General features: G+C 58.6%; 13 protein-coding genes. 3 read left to right on the top strand and 10 right to left on the bottom strand.

The genetic code is table 11. The features are described 5' to 3' along the window. Window positions 1-38 precede the first annotated feature (38 nt). The 3 genes from JOE33_RS19515 to JOE33_RS19525 are packed head-to-tail and all read right to left on the bottom strand — an operon-like array spanning window position 39 to window position 5794. Window positions 39-1499 (bottom strand): AdeC/AdeK/OprM family multidrug efflux complex outer membrane factor, encoded by a 1461-nt coding sequence (locus JOE33_RS19515; protein WP_010433938.1) that lies wholly within the window; start codon window positions 1497-1499, stop codon window positions 39-41. Continuing rightward, complete coding sequence (locus JOE33_RS19520; protein WP_096102460.1) at window positions 1496-4630, bottom strand: efflux RND transporter permease subunit; 3135 nt, start codon at window positions 4628-4630, stop codon at window positions 1496-1498. Before JOE33_RS19520 ends, JOE33_RS19515 begins: the two co-directional genes overlap by 4 nt. A gap of 3 nt (window positions 4631-4633) precedes the next feature. Further along, complete coding sequence (locus tag JOE33_RS19525) at window positions 4634-5794, bottom strand: efflux RND transporter periplasmic adaptor subunit (RefSeq protein ID WP_010433934.1); 1161 nt, start codon at window positions 5792-5794, stop codon at window positions 4634-4636. Window positions 5795-6049: 255 nt separating this feature from the next. Here JOE33_RS19525 and JOE33_RS19530 point away from each other — a divergent pair, with 255 nt between their 5' ends. Both JOE33_RS19530 and JOE33_RS19535 read left to right on the top strand, forming a co-directional pair. Then, complete coding sequence (locus tag JOE33_RS19530) at window positions 6050-6709, top strand: TetR family transcriptional regulator (RefSeq protein WP_096125278.1); 660 nt, start codon at window positions 6050-6052, stop codon at window positions 6707-6709. Window positions 6710-7188: 479 nt separating this feature from the next. Next, window positions 7189-8322 carry a DUF3396 domain-containing protein gene (locus tag JOE33_RS19535; protein WP_025991012.1) on the top strand — a complete coding sequence of 378 codons (1134 nt, stop codon included), beginning with the start codon at window positions 7189-7191 and terminating at the stop codon, window positions 8320-8322. A 14-nt stretch (window positions 8323-8336) separates the two neighbouring features. On the opposite strand, the gene JOE33_RS19540 is transcribed toward JOE33_RS19535, so the two are convergent. Continuing rightward, window positions 8337-9833 carry an MDR family MFS transporter gene (locus JOE33_RS19540; RefSeq protein WP_010433929.1) on the bottom strand — a complete coding sequence of 499 codons (1497 nt, stop codon included), beginning with the start codon at window positions 9831-9833 and terminating at the stop codon, window positions 8337-8339. A 127-nt stretch (window positions 9834-9960) separates the two neighbouring features. Then, window positions 9961-10131 (bottom strand): hypothetical protein, encoded by a 171-nt coding sequence (locus JOE33_RS19545; protein WP_162829248.1) that lies wholly within the window; start codon window positions 10129-10131, stop codon window positions 9961-9963. Window positions 10132-10296: 165 nt separating this feature from the next. Here JOE33_RS19545 and JOE33_RS19550 point away from each other — a divergent pair, with 165 nt between their 5' ends. Next, window positions 10297-10536, top strand: a complete 240-nt coding sequence (locus JOE33_RS19550) for a hypothetical protein (protein WP_010433928.1) — start codon at window positions 10297-10299, stop codon at window positions 10534-10536. Here the strand turns inward: JOE33_RS19550 and JOE33_RS19555 are convergent, their stop codons facing one another. From JOE33_RS19555 to JOE33_RS19575, 5 genes are all read right to left on the bottom strand, one after another. Continuing rightward, on the bottom strand, window positions 10537-11160 hold the full coding sequence (locus tag JOE33_RS19555; protein WP_003406312.1) for a flavin reductase family protein: 624 nt from the start codon (window positions 11158-11160) through the stop codon (window positions 10537-10539). Window positions 11161-11303: 143 nt separating this feature from the next. Then, window positions 11304-11621: a hypothetical protein gene (locus JOE33_RS19560; RefSeq protein ID WP_187624961.1), complete on the bottom strand. Its 318-nt coding sequence runs from the start codon at window positions 11619-11621 to the stop codon at window positions 11304-11306. A 593-nt stretch (window positions 11622-12214) separates the two neighbouring features. Beyond that, complete coding sequence (locus JOE33_RS19565) at window positions 12215-13540, bottom strand: MFS transporter (protein ID WP_010433922.1); 1326 nt, start codon at window positions 13538-13540, stop codon at window positions 12215-12217. Between the two features lie 182 nt (window positions 13541-13722). After that, window positions 13723-15354, bottom strand: coding sequence for a J domain-containing protein (locus JOE33_RS19570; RefSeq protein WP_187624971.1), 1632 nt, complete (start codon window positions 15352-15354; stop codon window positions 13723-13725). A gap of 5 nt (window positions 15355-15359) precedes the next feature. Then, on the bottom strand, window positions 15360-17054 hold the full coding sequence (locus tag JOE33_RS19575) for a molecular chaperone HscC (protein WP_032614806.1): 1695 nt from the start codon (window positions 17052-17054) through the stop codon (window positions 15360-15362). Between the last annotated feature and the right edge of the window lie 93 nt (window positions 17055-17147).

Genomic DNA, 17147 nt, shown 5'->3' on the forward strand with positions numbered 1-17147 from the left:
CCACCTGATCAGGTGGTTTTTTTGTGTGCCGCTGTCTATCAGAACAGCTGAACCGAAGGCTTCTCCTTGGAGATGGTTTCGGTCTGTCCGGTCCTTTCATACCAGCCGCCGCCGAGGGCCTTGTACAGGTTGACCTCGCTGGTCAGCTGCGACAGGCGATCTGTGATCAGTGTTTGTTGCGCACTGAACAGCGAGCGCTGGGCGTCGAGGAAGGTCAGGTTGCTGTCGATGCCGATCCGGTAGCGACGCTCGGCCAGACGGTAGTAGTCCTGGTTGGCCGCGACGAAGTCACGTTGCGCCTGGAGCTGCTCGTCATAGGTCTTGCGCGAAGCCAGGCCGTCGGACACTTCCTGGAAGGCGGTCTGAATCGCCTTCTCGTAGTTGGCGACGCTGATTTCCTTCTGGATTTTCGAGTAGTCCAGGCTGGCGCGCAGGTTGCCGGCGTTGAAGATCGGGATGTTGATGCTTGGCTGGAACAGCCAGGCACCCGACCCGCCCTTGAACAGGCCGGACAGCTCGCTGCTGCTGGTCCCGGCACTGGCCGTCAGGCTGATGCTCGGGAAGAACGCTGCACGTGCCGCGCCGATGTTGGCGTTGGCCGCCTTGAGCGAGTGCTCGGCCTCCAGAATGTCCGGACGACGCTGCAGCAGGTCGGACGGCAGGCCTGCCGGCATTTCGGTCAGCATGTCGGAATCGAGCAAGTGGCTGGCCGGCAGGTTGTCAGGCAGGCTGGTGCCTAGTAGCAGCACCAGGCTGTTCTGATCCTGGGCAACCAGGCGCTGGTACTGGGCCAGTTTGGCGCGTGCGCTTTCGACGGCGGTGCGCGACTGGCTCAGGTCCAGTGCCGAAGAAACGCCGACTTCGCTGGCGCGCGATGTCAGACGGAAGCTTTCTTCGTAGGTCTTCAGGGTGTCCTGCGTCAGCTTGAGCAGTTCCTTGTCGGCCTGCCAGGTCATGTAGGCATTGGCGACGCTGGCCACCAGACTGATCTGGGTACTGCGACGTGCTTCCTCACTGGAGAAGTAGGTCTCCAGCGCCTGCTCGCTGAGGCTGCGTACCCGACCGAAGAGGTCCAGCTCGTAAGAGCTGACACCCAGGGTGGCCGAGTAGCTGCTGGTGATGCCGGACTGACCGGTTTGCGACTGGTCGGCCGGCACGCGCTGACGTGAGCCGCTACCGGTTGCCGAAACAGCAGGGAACAGGTCCGAGCGCTGGATACGGTACTGGGCGCGGTAGGCGTCGATGTTCAGCGCCGCAACCCGCAGGTCACGGTTGTTGAGCAGTGCAGTCTGGATCAGCTGTTGCAGCGCCGGGTCATTGAAGAAGTGCCGCCAGCCTTGTTCCGCGGCGGCCATTTTGGCGCCTTCGACCGGCGAGTACGCCGGTCCTTGCGGATATTGTGCCGCGACCGGTGCTTCCGGCTGCTTGTAATCGGGGATCAAAGAGCAGCCGCCGAGAATGAACGCGGTAACTGCAAGTGAGATCAATGACTTGCTCATTGGCCAGCCTCATCGTGTGAAATATGTTTCTGCTTGCTCTTGAAGAGCCCTGAAACCGTTACGAAGAACAGGGGCACCCAGAAGATCGCCAGGATAACTGCGGTGATCATACCGCCAATTACGCCAGTACCAATCGAATGCTGACTGCCTGAACCCGCACCCGACGAAATCGCCAGCGGCACAACGCCGAGGATGAACGCCATGGAGGTCATGATGATCGGGCGCAGACGCATGCGGCAGGCCTCGATCGCCGCGTCGACCAGGCTCTTGCCCTGTTCGTGAAGCTCTTTGGCGAACTCGACGATCAGAATGGCGTTTTTCGCCGCCAGACCCACCGTTACCAGCAACCCGACCTGGAAGAACACGTCGTTGGACAGGCCGCGCAGGCTGGTTGCCATCAGTGCACCGATAACCCCCAGTGGCACCACGAGGATGACCGCGATCGGAATCGACCAGCTTTCATACAGTGCCGCCAGACAGAGGAACACTACCAGCAACGACAGGGCATACAGGGCAGGGGCCTGCGAACCGGACAGGCGTTCCTCGTAGGACAGACCGGTCCACGAAATGCCGATACCCTGCGGCAGCTTCTTGGCCAGTGCCTCGACTTCGGCCATCGCGTCGCCGCTGCTGTAGCCAGGGGCCGGGGTACCGAGCACTTCCTCTGCCGCCACGCCGTTGTAGCGTGACAGTTTCGGCGAGCCGTAGGACCATTTGCCGCTGGCGAAGGCCGAGAATGGCACCATCTCACCCGCGCTGTTGCGCACGTACCATTTCTTCAGGTCTTCAGGTGTCATACGCGCACCTGCATCGCCCTGGATGTACACCTTCTTCACACGGCCACGGTCGATGAAGTCGTTGACGTAGCTGCCACCCAACGCGATGGACAGTGTGTTGTTGATGTCCGACAGGGTGATACCCAAAGCGCTGGCGCGCTCATCGTCGATGATCAGTTGGTACTGCGGTTCGTCGTTCAGCCCGTTCGGACGCACGCCTGCGAGAATCTTGCTCTGTGCGGCCATGCCGAGGAACTGGTTACGCGCTTGCATCAGCTTGTCGTGACCCACGCCGCCCTGATCCTGCAGGTAGACGTCGAAGCCTGTAGCGTTACCCAGTTCGAGTACCGAAGGCGGGACGACCGCAAACACCATCGCGTCGCGCAGGCTGAAGAAATAGCCCTGAGCCCGCTTGGCCAGTTCGAAAACGCTGTTGTTGGAATCACGCTCTTCCCACGGCTTGAGCATCACGAACGCAATCGCCGAGCTTTGACCGCGGCCCGCGAAGTTGAAGCCGTTTACCGAGAACACCGACTTCACTGCGCCGCTTTCCTTGGTCAGCAGGTACTCACGCATCTGATCGATGACTTCCTGCGTACGCGCGGTCGAGGAGCCGGCCGGTGTCTGGATCTGGGCGAAGATAACGCCCTGGTCTTCTTCCGGCAGGAACGCAGCCGGAATACGCATGAACATGAACACCATGCCCGCACAGATCAGTATGTAACCCAGATACGCAGGCCACTTGTGCTTGAGCATATTGCCCACGCCGCGCTCGTAACTCAGAACGCTGCGGTCGAAAGTGCGGTTGAACCAGCCGAAGAAACCACGTTTCGGCTGCCCGTGCTTTTCGTGATCAATGGGCTTGAGCATGGTGGCGCAGAGCGCCGGGGTGAAGATCAGGGCAACCACGACCGACAGGGCCATGGCCGAGACGATGGTGATCGAGAACTGCTTGTAGATCACCCCGGTGGAGCCGCCGAAGAACGCCATCGGCAACAGCACCGCCGACAGCACCAGGGCAATACCGACCAGTGCGCCCTGAATCTGTGTCATGGATTTGATCGTGGCGTCGCGCGGGGAGAGCTTTTCCTCCTCCATGACCCGCTCGACGTTTTCCACCACCACAATCGCATCGTCCACCAGCAAGCCGATGGCCAGCACCATACCGAACATGGTCAGGGTGTTGATGGTGAAACCGAAGGCCGCGAGGATGCCGAACGTACCCAGCAAGACCACCGGAACCGTCATCGTGGTGATGATGGTTGCGCGGAAGTTCTGCAGGAACAGGTACATCACCAGGAACACCAGCACGATCGCTTCGATCAGTGTGTGCACCACGCCGTTGATCGATTCGCTGACCACCGGTGTCGTGTCATACGGGTAAACGACTTTCATGCCAGGCGGGAAGAACGGTTCCAGCGACGAAACGGTCGCGCGGATGGCCTTGGCGGTGTCCAGTGCGTTGGCGCCGGTAGCAAGTTTGATCGCCAGACCGGAGGCCGGTTTGCCGTCGAACTGCGAATCGGTGCTGTAGTTCTCTGCGCCCAGGCCCACCGTGGCGACGTCTTTCAGGCGAACCTGCGAACCGTCGGTGTTGACCTTGAGGAAGATGTTGCCGAACTGCTCGGCAGTCTGCAGACGGGTCTTGCCGATGATCGTGGCGTTCAGCTGCTGACCGCTGATCGACGGCAGGCCGCCCAACTGGCCGGACGAGACCTGGACGTTCTGCGCGGTGATCGCGTTTTTCACGTCCACCGGGGTCAGCTGGAAGTTGTTCAGCTTGGCCGGGTCCAGCCAGATACGCATGGCGTACTGCGAACCGAACACCTGGAAGTCACCGACACCGGAGGTCCGGGAGATCGGGTCCTGCATGTTCGACACAATGTAGTTGGCCAGGTCTTCCTTGCCCATGCTGCCGTCTTCCGACACCAGGCCGATCACCATCAGGAAGTTCTTCACTGCCTTGGTGACGCGGATACCCTGTTGCTGCACTTCCTGCGGCAGCAGCGGGGTCGCGAGGTTGAGCTTGTTCTGCACCTGGACCTGCGCCGTATCCGGGTTGGTGCCCTGATTGAAGGTCGCAGTGATGGTCATGCTGCCGTCGGAGTTACTTTCCGAGCTGACATAACGCAGGTTGTCGATGCCGTTGAGCTGTTGCTCGATCACCTGAACCACCGTGTCCTGCACCGTCTGGGCAGATGCGCCCGGATAGGTGACCTGGATACCGATGGCTGGCGGTGCGATGCTCGGGTACTGGTTGATCGGCAGGCTGGAAATCGACAGCGCACCGACCAGCATGATCACGAGGGCAATAACCCAGGCAAAAATGGGTCGATCAATAAAAAATTTCGACATGGGTTACTCCCCTTTGCTGCCTGCGGCTTTATCAGTGGCCGGGGCAGGTGCCGGGTTTGCTCCTTTGACGTTGGTCGCTTCGGCGACTTTCACTTCGGCACCTGGTTTGACGTACTGCAAGCCTTCGGTGATGACGCGATCACCTTCTTTCAGGCCGTCTTCGATCAGCCAGTCGCTGCCCACGGTGCGATTGGCAACCAGCGTACGCATTTCCACCTTGTTGTCCTGATTGACGATCATGGCGGTCGGCGTGCCTTTCAGGTCGCGGGTCACGCCTTGCTGCGGTGCCAGGATGGCTTTCGAATTGACGCCGGCCTGCAACTGCGCATGAACGAACATGCCTGGCAGCAGACGGTGTTCAGGGTTCGGGAACACCGCACGCAGGGTCACGGAGCCGGTTGTCTGGTCAACGGATACTTCGGAGAACTCCAGTTTGCCTTCCTGGCCGTAAACGCTGTTGTCTTCCAGCGTCAGCTTGACCTTGGCCGCATTGTCGCCGGCTTTCTGCAACTTGCCGCTTTCCAGGTCACTGCGCAGCTTGAGCATGTCGGCAGACGACTGCACTACGTCGACGTAGATCGGATCGAGTTGCTGGATGGTCGCCATTGCGTCGGTCTGCGCGCTGCTTACCAGTGCGCCTTCGGTTATCGCAGAGCGACCGATACGACCGGAAATAGGAGCCAGTACCTTGGTGTAGCGCAGGTTGATCTGCGCGGTCTGCAGGGCTGCCTGAGCTTCCTGGGTCGATGCCAGCGCCGTGTCGTACTCCTGACGGCTCACTGCCTGCTCGCTGACCAGTTGCTTGTAGCGATCGGACATCGACTTGGCGGACTGCAGGGTGGCCTTGGCGCTGTTGGCGTTGGCCTCATAGACCGACGGATCGATCTGATAGAGCTGCTGACCGGCTTTGACATCACCACCTTCGGTGAACAGACGCTTGAGAATGATGCCGTTGACCTGAGGGCGAACCTCGGCGACGCGGAATGCTGTCGTCCTGCCCGGCAGCTCGGTGGTCAGGGTATACGGCTGTGCTTTTATGGTAACGACGCCTACCTGAGGGGTTTGCGCAGGCGGGGCGGCCTGTTCCTTCTTGCTACAGCCACTGAGCAGGGTTGCCAGGGCGATGGCAGTGACCAGAACGGTAACAGCTGGCTTGAATTGCATGAAGATCCTCGGGGCAGGAGCCTGTTTTCTCAACAGTACGTTGAAGTGTTAAAAAATATTTCGGCTAGATAAGTAGCAAGCTAAGGAATATACTTACATTCGCGGCTGTTTGTAAACACCCGCCGTGCGCATTCGGCCACTATTCAGGGTGCCGGGAGCCAATTCGGGACAAGGCGAGACAAATGCCGCCCGGTCATATCTCGAGGCATGACGCAAGACGCGTGCCTGAGGTGAATTTTTTGAGGTCTTATTGCCATGGTTCGTCGCACCAAAGAGGAAGCTCAGATCACTCGCAGCCAGATCCTGGAGGCTGCCGAGCAGGCTTTTTATGAGCGAGGCGTCGCCCGCACCACGCTGGCCGACATTGCCACCCTTGCCGGTGTGACGCGAGGCGCCATCTATTGGCACTTCAACAATAAGGCCGATCTGGTGCAGGCCATGCTCGACAGTCTTCAGGAGCCCCTCGACGAAATGGCGGAGGCCAGCCAGAGCGAGGAAGAGGAAGACCCGCTGGGTTGCATGAGAAATCTGTTGATTCACCTGTTTCATGAACTCGCACTGGACCCGAAAACCCGTCGCATCAATGAAATCCTGTTTCACAAGTGCGAGTTTACTGACGAGATGTGTGATTTTCGTCGTCAGCGCCAGGACAACGCCACACAGTGCCACGACCGTATCACCCTGGGGCTGAACAATGCCGTACGCCAGGGGCAATTACCCAAAGGGCTGGACACCGCCCGGGCTGCCGTGGCCCTGTTTGCCTACGTCAACGGCATCATTTACCAATGGCTGCTGGTTCCGGACAGCTTCTCGCTGCCCGCAGAGGCCGAGCAACTGGTCGACGTGTGCCTGGACATGCTGCGCTTTAGCCCGACGTTGCTGATCAATAACAACTGCTCTACTGCCCGTGCCTGAATGAACATGACCGGCGGAAGCATCCGCCGGTTTCGCCTGCCAGCGATGCTGTGCAAAGCCTGACTCCAATCCGTGCCTCTTATATAGCGTGTTTACCGATTGTTTATCCGTATTCATTGATTGCGCTCATCTTGCACGCATCAGCGAGCGTTGATCTGACAATATATTGTAGGAAGTCGGTAGGATGTTTCCTGATACATGTAGCTGATTTCCCAAAGTAAATTCCGAGTATTGCCCCGCAGGAAAACTCCCTTCACTCTTCGTCACCTGAAAGAACAGAAGAGAGGAAGGTTGCATGTTTTTGCCGAATCTTGCGCCTATGTGCCCTGAAACCATAGCCAGTTACGCTGATGTTCTCACCATGGGGCAGGAGCGCGAATACCCGATGTGCAGGCTCTTTTCGGGCATGATCAAAACAGGTAACGGGCATGCGGATACGAGCAGAAACCTGACTCCCTCAACTGATGGGGAGGCCGTACATGTCGGATGTGGCAACTGACGCTGTGAGGTTATTGGCCAGGATCACGCAACAATCCGAACGCGTGGCTATGGATTCCGCGTTGGGCACACCGGTCATACGATTGGGATTGATCACCACGCTGTATTTTCGCGATGGCCACACCGCGGAGATGAAGCGTCGTGTCGAAGCCTGCTTTTCGCGCTTTTACGACGCGTTCAAAACGAAGCTCAAATGGCAACTCTTCAAACGCATGCGTCGCCTGAGCGGCTCGGGGTTTGCCTCGACCCGCCGGCAGATTGTCGAAAGCCCGCCAGACGAGCAGTTCATCTGGTCTATCGCCAGCGCCACTCAGGCTGAAGTCGCCACCTACAGCCTGTTTGTGATGAACACCTCGAAGGGGCAGGCCGACAACGATCGATCGTGTCTGAAAATGGTGCTGCCCTGGTCGTACCTGACCGAGCCCGACGGCTTGAAACTGTACGAGGAGTGGATCAGATACCTGAGCAGCGAAGTACAGGCCGAGCACGGCTTTGGAGGTCTCGCCTGCGTGTTGCCGTGCGATGGTCATCAGTATCTGCCCTGGGAGTATCGGCTCGCTCAGGATTACAGCGGGCTGATGGTCGATCCCGGTCCGCACATTGAAAGCCTGCGTCTGTTGGACCGTATCAAGGGTGTCAGCTGGTACACCGTGCTCGGCGAGGCATTCGTCAGGCAGTTGGGAGGCAGCGACAAAATGCGCGGCGAGATGAGTGCGCACCGCGAGATCGTATTCCACACCTACCGCAACGGACTGATCATTCGCGCCGGCGAGGTGCCTGAACTGGGCGGGAGAGGGTTGCCGCCGCCGCAGCCTTATGTGACGGTCAACAGGATGATCAAGCCGATTCGCCTGCAGGACACCGGCAATCTCCATCCCTACCTGGCTCCCGGAATTGGCTTTACCGACGAAACCACCGCGCAGTGGTATGCGCGATTCGATGAAAAGCCGCTGCCGCCGGTCGATGCCGGGCAAGCATGCCCTCGATCAGGCAGTTGGTTCAGTAGCGCACAGTCAGGCTCCCGTCGGCACTTCGACAAGGGTGAACTCATGCCTGCGTTTGCCCATATAAAGAGCAAGAAAACACAATGGTTCTGGGCCGGAGTGCCTTCCTGAGCCGCAAAGGCCGATCAGTCCCGCCCTCGCAGCAACGTATTGGGCATCACCGCGGCTGCCGCAAGACCGAGCAGCGAAATGGCCGCGCTGGTTATCAGCAGGTTTCTGAAGGTCAATGACAGTTCGGCGCGCAGGGTTTCCAGCGCGGGTCCGGTTGCCGCGTTAAGGCTGTCGAGCAGCACATTGCCGGAGCTGCCTTCGCCACCCAGTGCGCCTGCACCGAGTTGGCCGACCCCGGTGTGCTGCAACATGGCCAACAGCAGCGCCGACATCAGGGCCACACCCACTGCACCACCCAGCGAGCGGAACAGATTGGTCGTGCTGGTGGCCACGCCCATATCCCGCGGTTGAACCGAATTCTGAGTGCCGACCAATGAGGTGGGGAACTGCATGCCGGTCGCAACACCGGTGAGGATCATGAACAGGCTCATGACTATCAATGATTGCGGAGGCGTGAAGGCCATGCCCAGAATCGCAACCGGCATCAGCAGCGCACCGGTCAGGATCAGCGGCTTGTAGCGCCCGGTATGCGCGGTGCGTCGCCCGGCGAAATAGGCGCCCATCGGCATGCCGATAGCCAGTGGAAGCAAGTGCAGGGCGGCGCTGTCCGCTCCGCCACCGGTGACGGTCTGGTAACGCAGCGGCATCAACACAATCAGGGAGATGGCCTGAAAACTGGTGAAGAATACCGTGCACCAGCACAGCACGGCGCTCTTGTTGGTGAACAGATGCATGGGCAGCAAGGGTTCGGCAGTGCGACGTTCGTACCAGACGAAAATGGCCAGTGTCAGCAGGGCAGTGCCCAGTAACAATTGGACCTCGGCATCGCCCAGGCCATGCCCCTGGCCAATTTCGGTAATTCCCAGCAGCAGCGCTGTCAGGCCGATGATCATCAGCACGGTACCCAGGTAATCGATAATCGGCTTGCGCTGCGGCACCGGCAGGCCGACGAGGGTTCGATATGCGACGATCAGCGCGGCTGCTCCCAGCGGCAGATTGATCAGGAACACCCAGCGCCAGGACAGGTATTCAGTCATCAGGCCGCCGAGCACCGGCCCGGCAACGCTGGCCACGGCATACATGCTGCTGAAGTAACCCTGATAGCGGCCGCGTTCGCGAGGTGGCACGATGTCGGCGATGATCGCCTGGCTGACCGAAACCATCCCGCCCGCGCCAATGCCTTGAAGAACCCGCGCCAGCACCAGTTGTTCCATGCTTTGCGCCAGGCCACAGAACAGCGAAGCCAGGGTGAAAAGCCCCAGCCCGAACAGCATCAGTTTGCGTCGCCCGTAAAGATCGCCGAGTTTGCCGTAGATCGGCACGGCCACGGTCAGCGAGACCATGTAGGCGGATATGACCCAGGCCAGCAGATCGATGTCTCTGAACTGGGCGGAAATGGCCGGCATCGAGACCGCGACGATGGTTTGGTCCAGCGCGCTGAGCAGGACTGCCATCATCAACGCAAACAGGATGCTGCGGATGGCCGGAGGCGTTTGATTAAGACTGGTCAAGGCAAAACCTGATGGCAATGTTGACCCGCCGCAAGTGTGGCGGGAGAGTCTGGCCAGTCTAATCCGATAGCTTGCTAATCGATAGCTGCCTTTGCGGAATGACGATGCAATTCACGCTGTGCGAGCCTCATCGCAAGGCGCTGAAGGTTGCGTCGGTTGGCACGCAATGACCAAACGTACAACTGGCGACCTGCGGGGCCTGGCGTGTCAGTTCGTTACGATAGGCTCCGGCGCTGTATACGGCCAATACCGCCAGAGCTCCTGCGACAACCATGCACTTTCTTGTTATTGCTTTCATGACGCACTCCTTACCTCGGCTACAGAGCAGTTTGAAAGGACTGATTAGAGTGTAGGACAAGGTTGGGGTTTGCGTTGGCTGTCGTCATCGCTGCATGCCGCGTGTCGGACGAGCCGAAAGACGCGCTAGAATTCGCGCTTTGACGTATTGGCAGGGTTGAGAGACATGGCACGCAAGGAATACAACGGGTTTGAAGTGGTCTCGGCAGTGATGCCGTCCGAGCAGGGTTACAACGCGGCGATTGCCGTTAAGGCACTGGGCGCTGGCGGCGCACCGCGTTTCCATGCGCTGCTGCCGGACCAGAAATTCAAGACCGCCGATGATGCCGACCTCGCCGCTGTGCAAGAGCTGCAGCGGCTGGTCGATATTGATGCAGAGGGCGAACCGGTCTGGCCTGAAGCCTGATCAGGCGCCTGGGCGGAACATCTTGAACAGCGCTTCCGGGCCGAGCTGGAAGTAATCCGCCGGGCCGCCGCCGCGCAGAATCGGCTCGGCGGCGGCAGTGTCGTAAACGCCGTCCTTGAGCAGCGACTTGTCGATGTGCACCGCCACCACCTCGCCCAGAATCAGCCAGCTGGGCACCAGTTCCTTGTCGGCGCGCTGCAATTGAATGATCTGCGTGACCTTGCACTCGAACGACACCGGCGTTTCGAGTACACGCGGCACCGAGACGATCTGCGAGGCCAGTGGTGTCAGGTTTGCCAGCTCGAATTCGCTGACGTCCGGTGCCACCGGCGCGCAGCTCTGGTTCATGGCTTCGGCCAGCGAGCGGGTCGCCAGGTTCCAGACGAACTCACCGGTCTGCTCGATATTATTGAGGCTGTCCTTGCGACCGACGCTGCAGAACCCGATGATCGGCGGCACGTAGTTGAACGCATTGAAGAAGCTATAGGGTGCCAGGTTGAGTTTGCCGTTGGCATCCTGCGACGAAATCCAGCCAATCGGGCGTGGGCCTACAATCGCATTGAAGGGGTCGTGCGGCAGGCCGTGACCCTTGGATGGCTCGTAGGAGTGAATAGCGTCTGACATGCTCGGTTCCTGATGGGCTCAATAGTGGATGTCAGCATAGTGCTGCGCATTTGCAGAGGATGCCAGAGCAGCGTGTGTGTTTCATCCTGAGCCAGACATAAAGAAGCCCGACATCGGCCGGGCTTGGGGTGTGGCGTGAGCGATCAGCCCAGACGATTGGCGCCTACGCGATCTGCACCGTCTGCAGCAAGACGATTGGCACCGACATGGTCTGCGCCATCGGCGGCCTGACGGTTGGCACCGACGCGGTCTGCGCCATCAGAGGCGAGACGGTTGGCACCGACGTGATCCGCGCCATCGGCAGATACGCGGATCGAACCTACGTTAGTGTGTTTAGTACCGCCTTCAGCAACGATGGTGGCGCTGGACAAGTCGCTTTGAACGTTGGTAGCTGGAAGTGCAAATGCGCTCGAAGCCATAACAGAGATAGCCAGGCCAAAGATCAATGTGTTGGTTTTCATGATGATGTCTCCAATGAGTGTCGGGTGAGTTGTCATCCCGGTATGGAGGCAATGCTACGCGCCAGCGGATTATTAAGAAGTTAATAGGATTGCTAGCGATCATCGCTGAAAATGATAGTTGGCTGTAATGCGCTGATTTCGGGCCTTTCGGCGGGGAATGCATTATTGTGGTGCGATTCTTGAAAAGTCTTGTAATAAACGCTCTTGACAAATTTAAAGTACAGTTTATTCAAAGGGTTGTTGCTGAAAGTTGGCTAAATGGCGCACCGCTCTGTAACACTCTGTTGCAGGTCCTGGATGTAATTGATTGTTTTGGAGCGGCTGATGTATCAATGCGGGCGATGATATTGATCGTTGTAAGTGAGCCTGAGTGACTCTTCTGCCTGCGCGGAGTCCTCAGCGTTATACACACGTCTCAATAAGCCCGAAAAATGGAGTGAACGGGGCGGCGATCCCCATTGCTCAAGAAGAGTCAGTCATAACGCTCTATTTCTGGAGGCTGTACCGGCCTCTTCGCGAGCAAGCTCGCTCCCACGAGATTTGTATATAACGATGAGAGCGGAGCTTGGGCACGAGAATCGTTGTGACCGTGATCAGTCAGTTTCGATACGCGAGTGCTTGCGGGTATCTTTCATGAAGACATACACCGCCAGCGAGCAGGCAATACAAGCAGTGACGTACCAGTAGTAACCGGTTTCCATACCGATGCTCTTGAACCACAGCGCAATGTATTCCGCAGTGCCCCCGAATATCGATACCGTCAGTGCGTAAGGCAGACCGACGCCCAGCGCGCGGATCTCGGTCGGGAACAGCTCGGCCTTTACCACCGCGTTGATCGAGGTATAGCCGCTGACAATGATCAGTGCTGCCATGATCAGGAAGAACGCCCCCCACCACGTCTGAATGGTATGCAGCGTGGTCAGGATCGGTACGGTACACAGCGTTCCCAACACGCCAAACGCAATCAGGATCGGACGGCGCCCCACCTTGTCGGAAAGCGCACCGATAACCGGCTGCAACAGCATGAACAGGAACAGTGTCGCCGCTGATATCGACGTCGAGTCGGTGATGCTCATGCCGACGGTGTTGACCAGGTACTTCTGCATGTAAGTGGTGTAAGTATAGAAAGCCAGCGTCCCGCCCATGGTCAGACCGACAACGGTCATCAGTTCCTTGGGATGACGCATCAGTGTGCGCATCAGGCTTTCCTTGGGCTTTTCCTTCTTCTTGCGCGTAAACGACTCGGTTTCTTCCATGCCGCGACGCAGGAACAGCGCGACGATTGCACACAGGGCGCCGATGACGAACGGGATGCGCCAGCCCCATGCATACAGTTGCTCGGTTGTCAGCGTCTGTTGCAGAACGATCAGCACGCCCAGCGCGATGAGCTGGCCGGAAATCAGCGTGACGTACTGAAAACTGGAGAAGAAGCCGCGACGTTCCTTGGTGGCCATTTCACTGAGGTAGGTGGCGGACGTGCCGTATTCACCGCCAACAGACAGCCCCTGCAGCAAGCGGGCGAACACCAGCAGGATCGGAGCACCGACGCCGATGCTTTCATAGCCTGGTGTCAGGGCGATGATCAGCGAGCCGAAGCACATCAGCAGCACCGATGCCATCAGCGCAGCCTTGCGCCCTTTGTAGTCGGCGTACAGCCCCATCAGCCAGCCACCGATAGGCCGCATCAGAAAGCCGACTGCAAAGATCGCGGCGGTGTTGAGTAGCTGTGCGGTGGTGTCGCCCTTGGGAAAGAAGGCTTTGGCGAAGTACAGCGAGAAGGCGGCGTAGACGTACCAGTCGTACCACTCGACCATGTTGCCGACCGAGCCACTGAAGATCGATTTGAGACGGCTGGAGGTGGTTTTCTGGCCAGCGGCAGTAGCAGCCGACCCATGGGAGGCGGGATTGGAAGTTTCCATGGTGTTCCTTGTTTTCATTATTTTTGGAAGGAGGCATTGGATGCCCTGCACGTTACATAGCAGGAGCTGTGCCACACCATGAGGGCTTGTTCTAGAGCGGTCGGGAGAATGTAATGAGCAAGAATCCGCTTATCTGCCGTATATGGGTAAGCGGATTCTTGCCGATAGGCGTTCGGATAGCGTCAATGGACGCGTGCAGGCCCGAAAGCAATCACTCCGATAACGAAGGCAAGCATCAGCCCCATGAGGATCATGATCCCTTTGAAGGTATTTCTGACGCAGTAGGCTTTTAAACTGTCCCAACCGCCGGTCCTGATGGCCAGGGCGTCCTGAAAAGCGCAAATCCGGTACGGCGACAGCACGATCCACAGCATTAGCACCACGCCCCACAGCGATGCCAGCACGGGGCCTTTCTTGAGGCAGACATAGCCCAGCGTGGCAATCGGAATGCCATGACGCAGCACCAGCGCCTGATAGCCGGGCCAGCTTAGATAATCGGGCAGCAGGCGCTCGCTCCAGCGCATGTCCAGCGGCTTGATACGTTCAGCGAAAGGTCGCCAGAACGACATGAATATGTAGATCACCAGCAGGAAGAACACGGGGACAGTCAGCGCAATTCCGACTATCTCGTACCAGGTGGCGTTGGCCCTGGAGGGGTCCAGCGACGCCGTTGTCAGGATCACCAGAACGCCAAAAAAATAGGCTCTGAGATTGGGGTTGAATGACACCTGCTTAGGTAGCTTTCGCCAGGACTGCACATCTGACTCAGGGAATGCCTCCATTGCCTCCGGAAACCGATGTGTCAGGTCGGACGCAAGCTTCTCACAGGCTTGCCATAACGTCTCGTCGCCCTGCCGTGCCAGGCGCAGCCGCTCATCCAGGGGCGGCGGTTGCAGCAGCAGGCGCGCGGCAATCGCCTCAGGACTGTCCGCCGGTTCTTCGAGCAATTTCTGCTGACGTGCGATGAACGCTTTCTTCTCGCAGCGCTGGACAAGATTCATCCACAGTGAAAGTGGCCCGGCATAGACGTCATGTTTCTCATCCCAGCCGAAGAGACTGCTCAAACGCTCGAACAGGGCAGGGGACCAGTCATGGTTGTTGAGCAACAGCGTCATGACCCACTGTTCGAGCTGCTCCTGGCGATCGAATGATGTCAGCCATGGCTGTTGCCGGAGAGCCTTGAGCGCATCGAGAAAGGCGCGCTCTTCATTGCGTTCGAGCAGGATATGAAATTGCTCGAGCGAACTGTCCAGTAGTGCCTGAGTCAGTCGGTGTGACTGCTGAGCCCTGAGCTGCACTTTCTGCCAGGGTGTAAGCCAGTGCAGTTGCTCGACCGCCGCTTTGATCAGTGCCTGGTTGTCTTCAGGGTCCAGCAGGCAGCGCCTTGCCAGGTGCTGCTGGAACAGCTCATCGCAGCCCTGATCCTGTGCTATCTGACGTTGCGAATGCAGGTTTTCCGGTGTGGTATCACAAGCCTGTTCGTACCAGCTCAACTCTACCGCCGGCCGTACCGGAGGCTCATCCCTGTCAAACGTGGGCGGTGTCTGGCGATCTTCCGATTGTGCGACCGGCGTCTCGTGGCGCGGTGACAACTCATGCCCCTGACCCACAAATGGCCAGTCGTCACTGTCCCCACGGTCTTCTGTGACACGATTTTTTGCCCGGTTCAGTGCCTGCTCGTACGCATCGCGCAGTGTTTGAAAGGCGACCGGATCGTCGTCGGGCCGGGTGGTTTTCAGCAGTCTGGCATATTGGCGTTTGATGCTGCGTTCGTCGGCATCGTGACTCAGCTCCAGTACGCTCCAGCAATCCATCGCCGTCACCACTCACCTCGTTCGAAGCGGTCTGCTTGCTGTTCGAGCTGTTTGCGCAGCTCGTTGATCTGACGATCATCCTGGGTTTCCAGGACGCGCTGGAATTGCGCCGCCCAGACTCCGATGGTTTCGCGTGCCTCGCCCAGATACTCCTGATAGAGCCTCTCCAGGCGCGCCGTCAGATGAGTATTAACCTGTTGTTCGCGGGGATGAACCTTGAGTGCTTCCAGTACCTTGAGTCGCTCACGAATTTCTGCCGGTGTCATGACACCGGGATTGTTCTCGATGACCAGTTTGTGATTTTCCCCGGTCATCGGGATTCGCACATCGGCTTCGAGCAGGCCGTTGTTGTCGTAAGTGAAGCGCACGTCCAGTTCGACCTCGCCAGCCTTGGCTTTTGGTACGGGAATGTTCAGTTCGCCCAGTGCAATGTTGTCTTTGACCAGGCGGCTTTCACCCTGAAAGATCTTCAGCAGAACGTGTTCCTGATTGTCGGCAATAGTGTTCACCGTGCGTACCCGGCTGACCGGTACCACACTGTTGCGCTCGATAATCGGAAGGTAATGCCCCGACTGGTAGCCGTTGAACACATATTGTGTGGTTTCGATACCCAGGGTGTAAGGGCATACGTCAGTCAGTACGACTTCTTCCAGCGCCGCATCGCGCTGTTTGAGTGCTGCCTGGATAGCAGCGCCTTGTGCGACCACTTCATCCGGGTTGAGCGTGAGGGCTGGAAAACGCCCGAACATTCCTGCGGCCAGTTTCCGGATCAGCGGCATGCGCGTGGTACCGCCTACCAGGAGGATCTCGTCCAGATCCGCCACGCGGATTTTTGCATCGCGCAAGGCGCGCTCGATGGGCGCACGCAGACGCGTCAGCAGAGGTGCAAACAGATCGCTTATCTGCTCTTGCGTGATTGTCTTGCGCCATTCGCGGTCGGCGTGGCGCAGCACGAAGTCGACACTGTTTTCCTGTCCCAGCGCCTTGCGCACGCGCTCGGCCTCACGCCGCAGCGAGGGAGTGACCTGCTCTTTGCCAGGAAAGTCTCGTTCATCGCGGTGCAGGGTCAGAAAGTGCTCTACCAACAAACGATCGAAATCTTCACCCCCCAGAAAGTTGTCGCCTGCGCTGGCACGTACTTCCATCACACCGTCGAAGAGTTCGAGGATCGAGATGTCGAAGGTACCGCCACCCAGGTCGAAGACCAGAAACGAGGTTTCGCCTTCCTTCTGGTGGAGGCCATACGCAAGCGCCGCCGCAGTCGGCTCGTTGATGAGCTTCTCGACCTTGAGTCCCGCGAGCTCGCCGGCAATTCGCGTGGCTTTACGTTGAGCGTCGCTGAAATAGGCCGGAACGCTGATCACCGCTTCCGTGACAGGCTCGCCAAACGCGCGCTCGACATCAGCCTTCAGGCTTTTCAGGACTAGCGAGGACAACTCTTCCGGGCGGTAGGTCGCAGAGCCCAGGCGAATTTCCTGAGCGCTGCCCATGTAGCGCTTGAACAGGGCGGTGGTCTTTTCCGGGTGGGTCTGCAGGCGTTCGCGTGCCGCCTTGCCGACCAGGATCTGCCCTTCGTCGTCCAGTCCGACAACGCTGGGAGTGAGTGTTTCTCCCAGCGCGTTGGTCACCAGCTCGCTGCTGCCGTCGCGCCATACAGCCACCAGGCTGTTGGTGGTACCCAGATCAATACCGACGATCATCTCGAAAATGCTCCCTGCTCTAAGAGTACTGCGATGTTTTGCGTGATTTTGAATCAAGGCAACGGGTGTTGTCTTGGTTTTATGTGTCGGGAG

This window comes from Pseudomonas sp. PvP027 (assembly GCF_017833005.1).
Classification (GTDB): domain Bacteria; phylum Pseudomonadota; class Gammaproteobacteria; order Pseudomonadales; family Pseudomonadaceae; genus Aquipseudomonas; species Aquipseudomonas congelans.

What these genes read in the sequence shown, in the direction of transcription:
- JOE33_RS19525 (WP_010433934.1), bottom strand. Translation starts at nt 5,794, where the DNA reads ATGCAATTCAAGCCAGCTGTTACCGTTCTGGTCACTGCCATCGCCCTG.
- JOE33_RS19570 (WP_187624971.1), bottom strand. Translation starts at nt 15,354, where the DNA reads ATGGATTGCTGGAGCGTACTGGAGCTGAGTCACGATGCCGACGAACGC.
- JOE33_RS19535 (WP_025991012.1), top strand. Translation starts at nt 7,189, where the DNA reads ATGTCGGATGTGGCAACTGACGCTGTGAGGTTATTGGCCAGGATCACG.
- JOE33_RS19530 (WP_096125278.1), top strand. Translation starts at nt 6,050, where the DNA reads ATGGTTCGTCGCACCAAAGAGGAAGCTCAGATCACTCGCAGCCAGATC.
- JOE33_RS19560 (WP_187624961.1), bottom strand. Translation starts at nt 11,621, where the DNA reads ATGAAAACCAACACATTGATCTTTGGCCTGGCTATCTCTGTTATGGCT.
- JOE33_RS19555 (WP_003406312.1), bottom strand. Translation starts at nt 11,160, where the DNA reads ATGTCAGACGCTATTCACTCCTACGAGCCATCCAAGGGTCACGGCCTG.
- JOE33_RS19520 (WP_096102460.1), bottom strand. Translation starts at nt 4,630, where the DNA reads ATGTCGAAATTTTTTATTGATCGACCCATTTTTGCCTGGGTTATTGCC.
- JOE33_RS19550 (WP_010433928.1), top strand. Translation starts at nt 10,297, where the DNA reads ATGGCACGCAAGGAATACAACGGGTTTGAAGTGGTCTCGGCAGTGATG.
- JOE33_RS19545 (WP_162829248.1), bottom strand. Translation starts at nt 10,131, where the DNA reads ATGAAAGCAATAACAAGAAAGTGCATGGTTGTCGCAGGAGCTCTGGCG.
- JOE33_RS19565 (WP_010433922.1), bottom strand. Translation starts at nt 13,540, where the DNA reads ATGGAAACTTCCAATCCCGCCTCCCATGGGTCGGCTGCTACTGCCGCT.
- JOE33_RS19515 (WP_010433938.1), bottom strand. Translation starts at nt 1,499, where the DNA reads ATGAGCAAGTCATTGATCTCACTTGCAGTTACCGCGTTCATTCTCGGC.
- JOE33_RS19575 (WP_032614806.1), bottom strand. Translation starts at nt 17,054, where the DNA reads ATGATCGTCGGTATTGATCTGGGTACCACCAACAGCCTGGTGGCTGTA.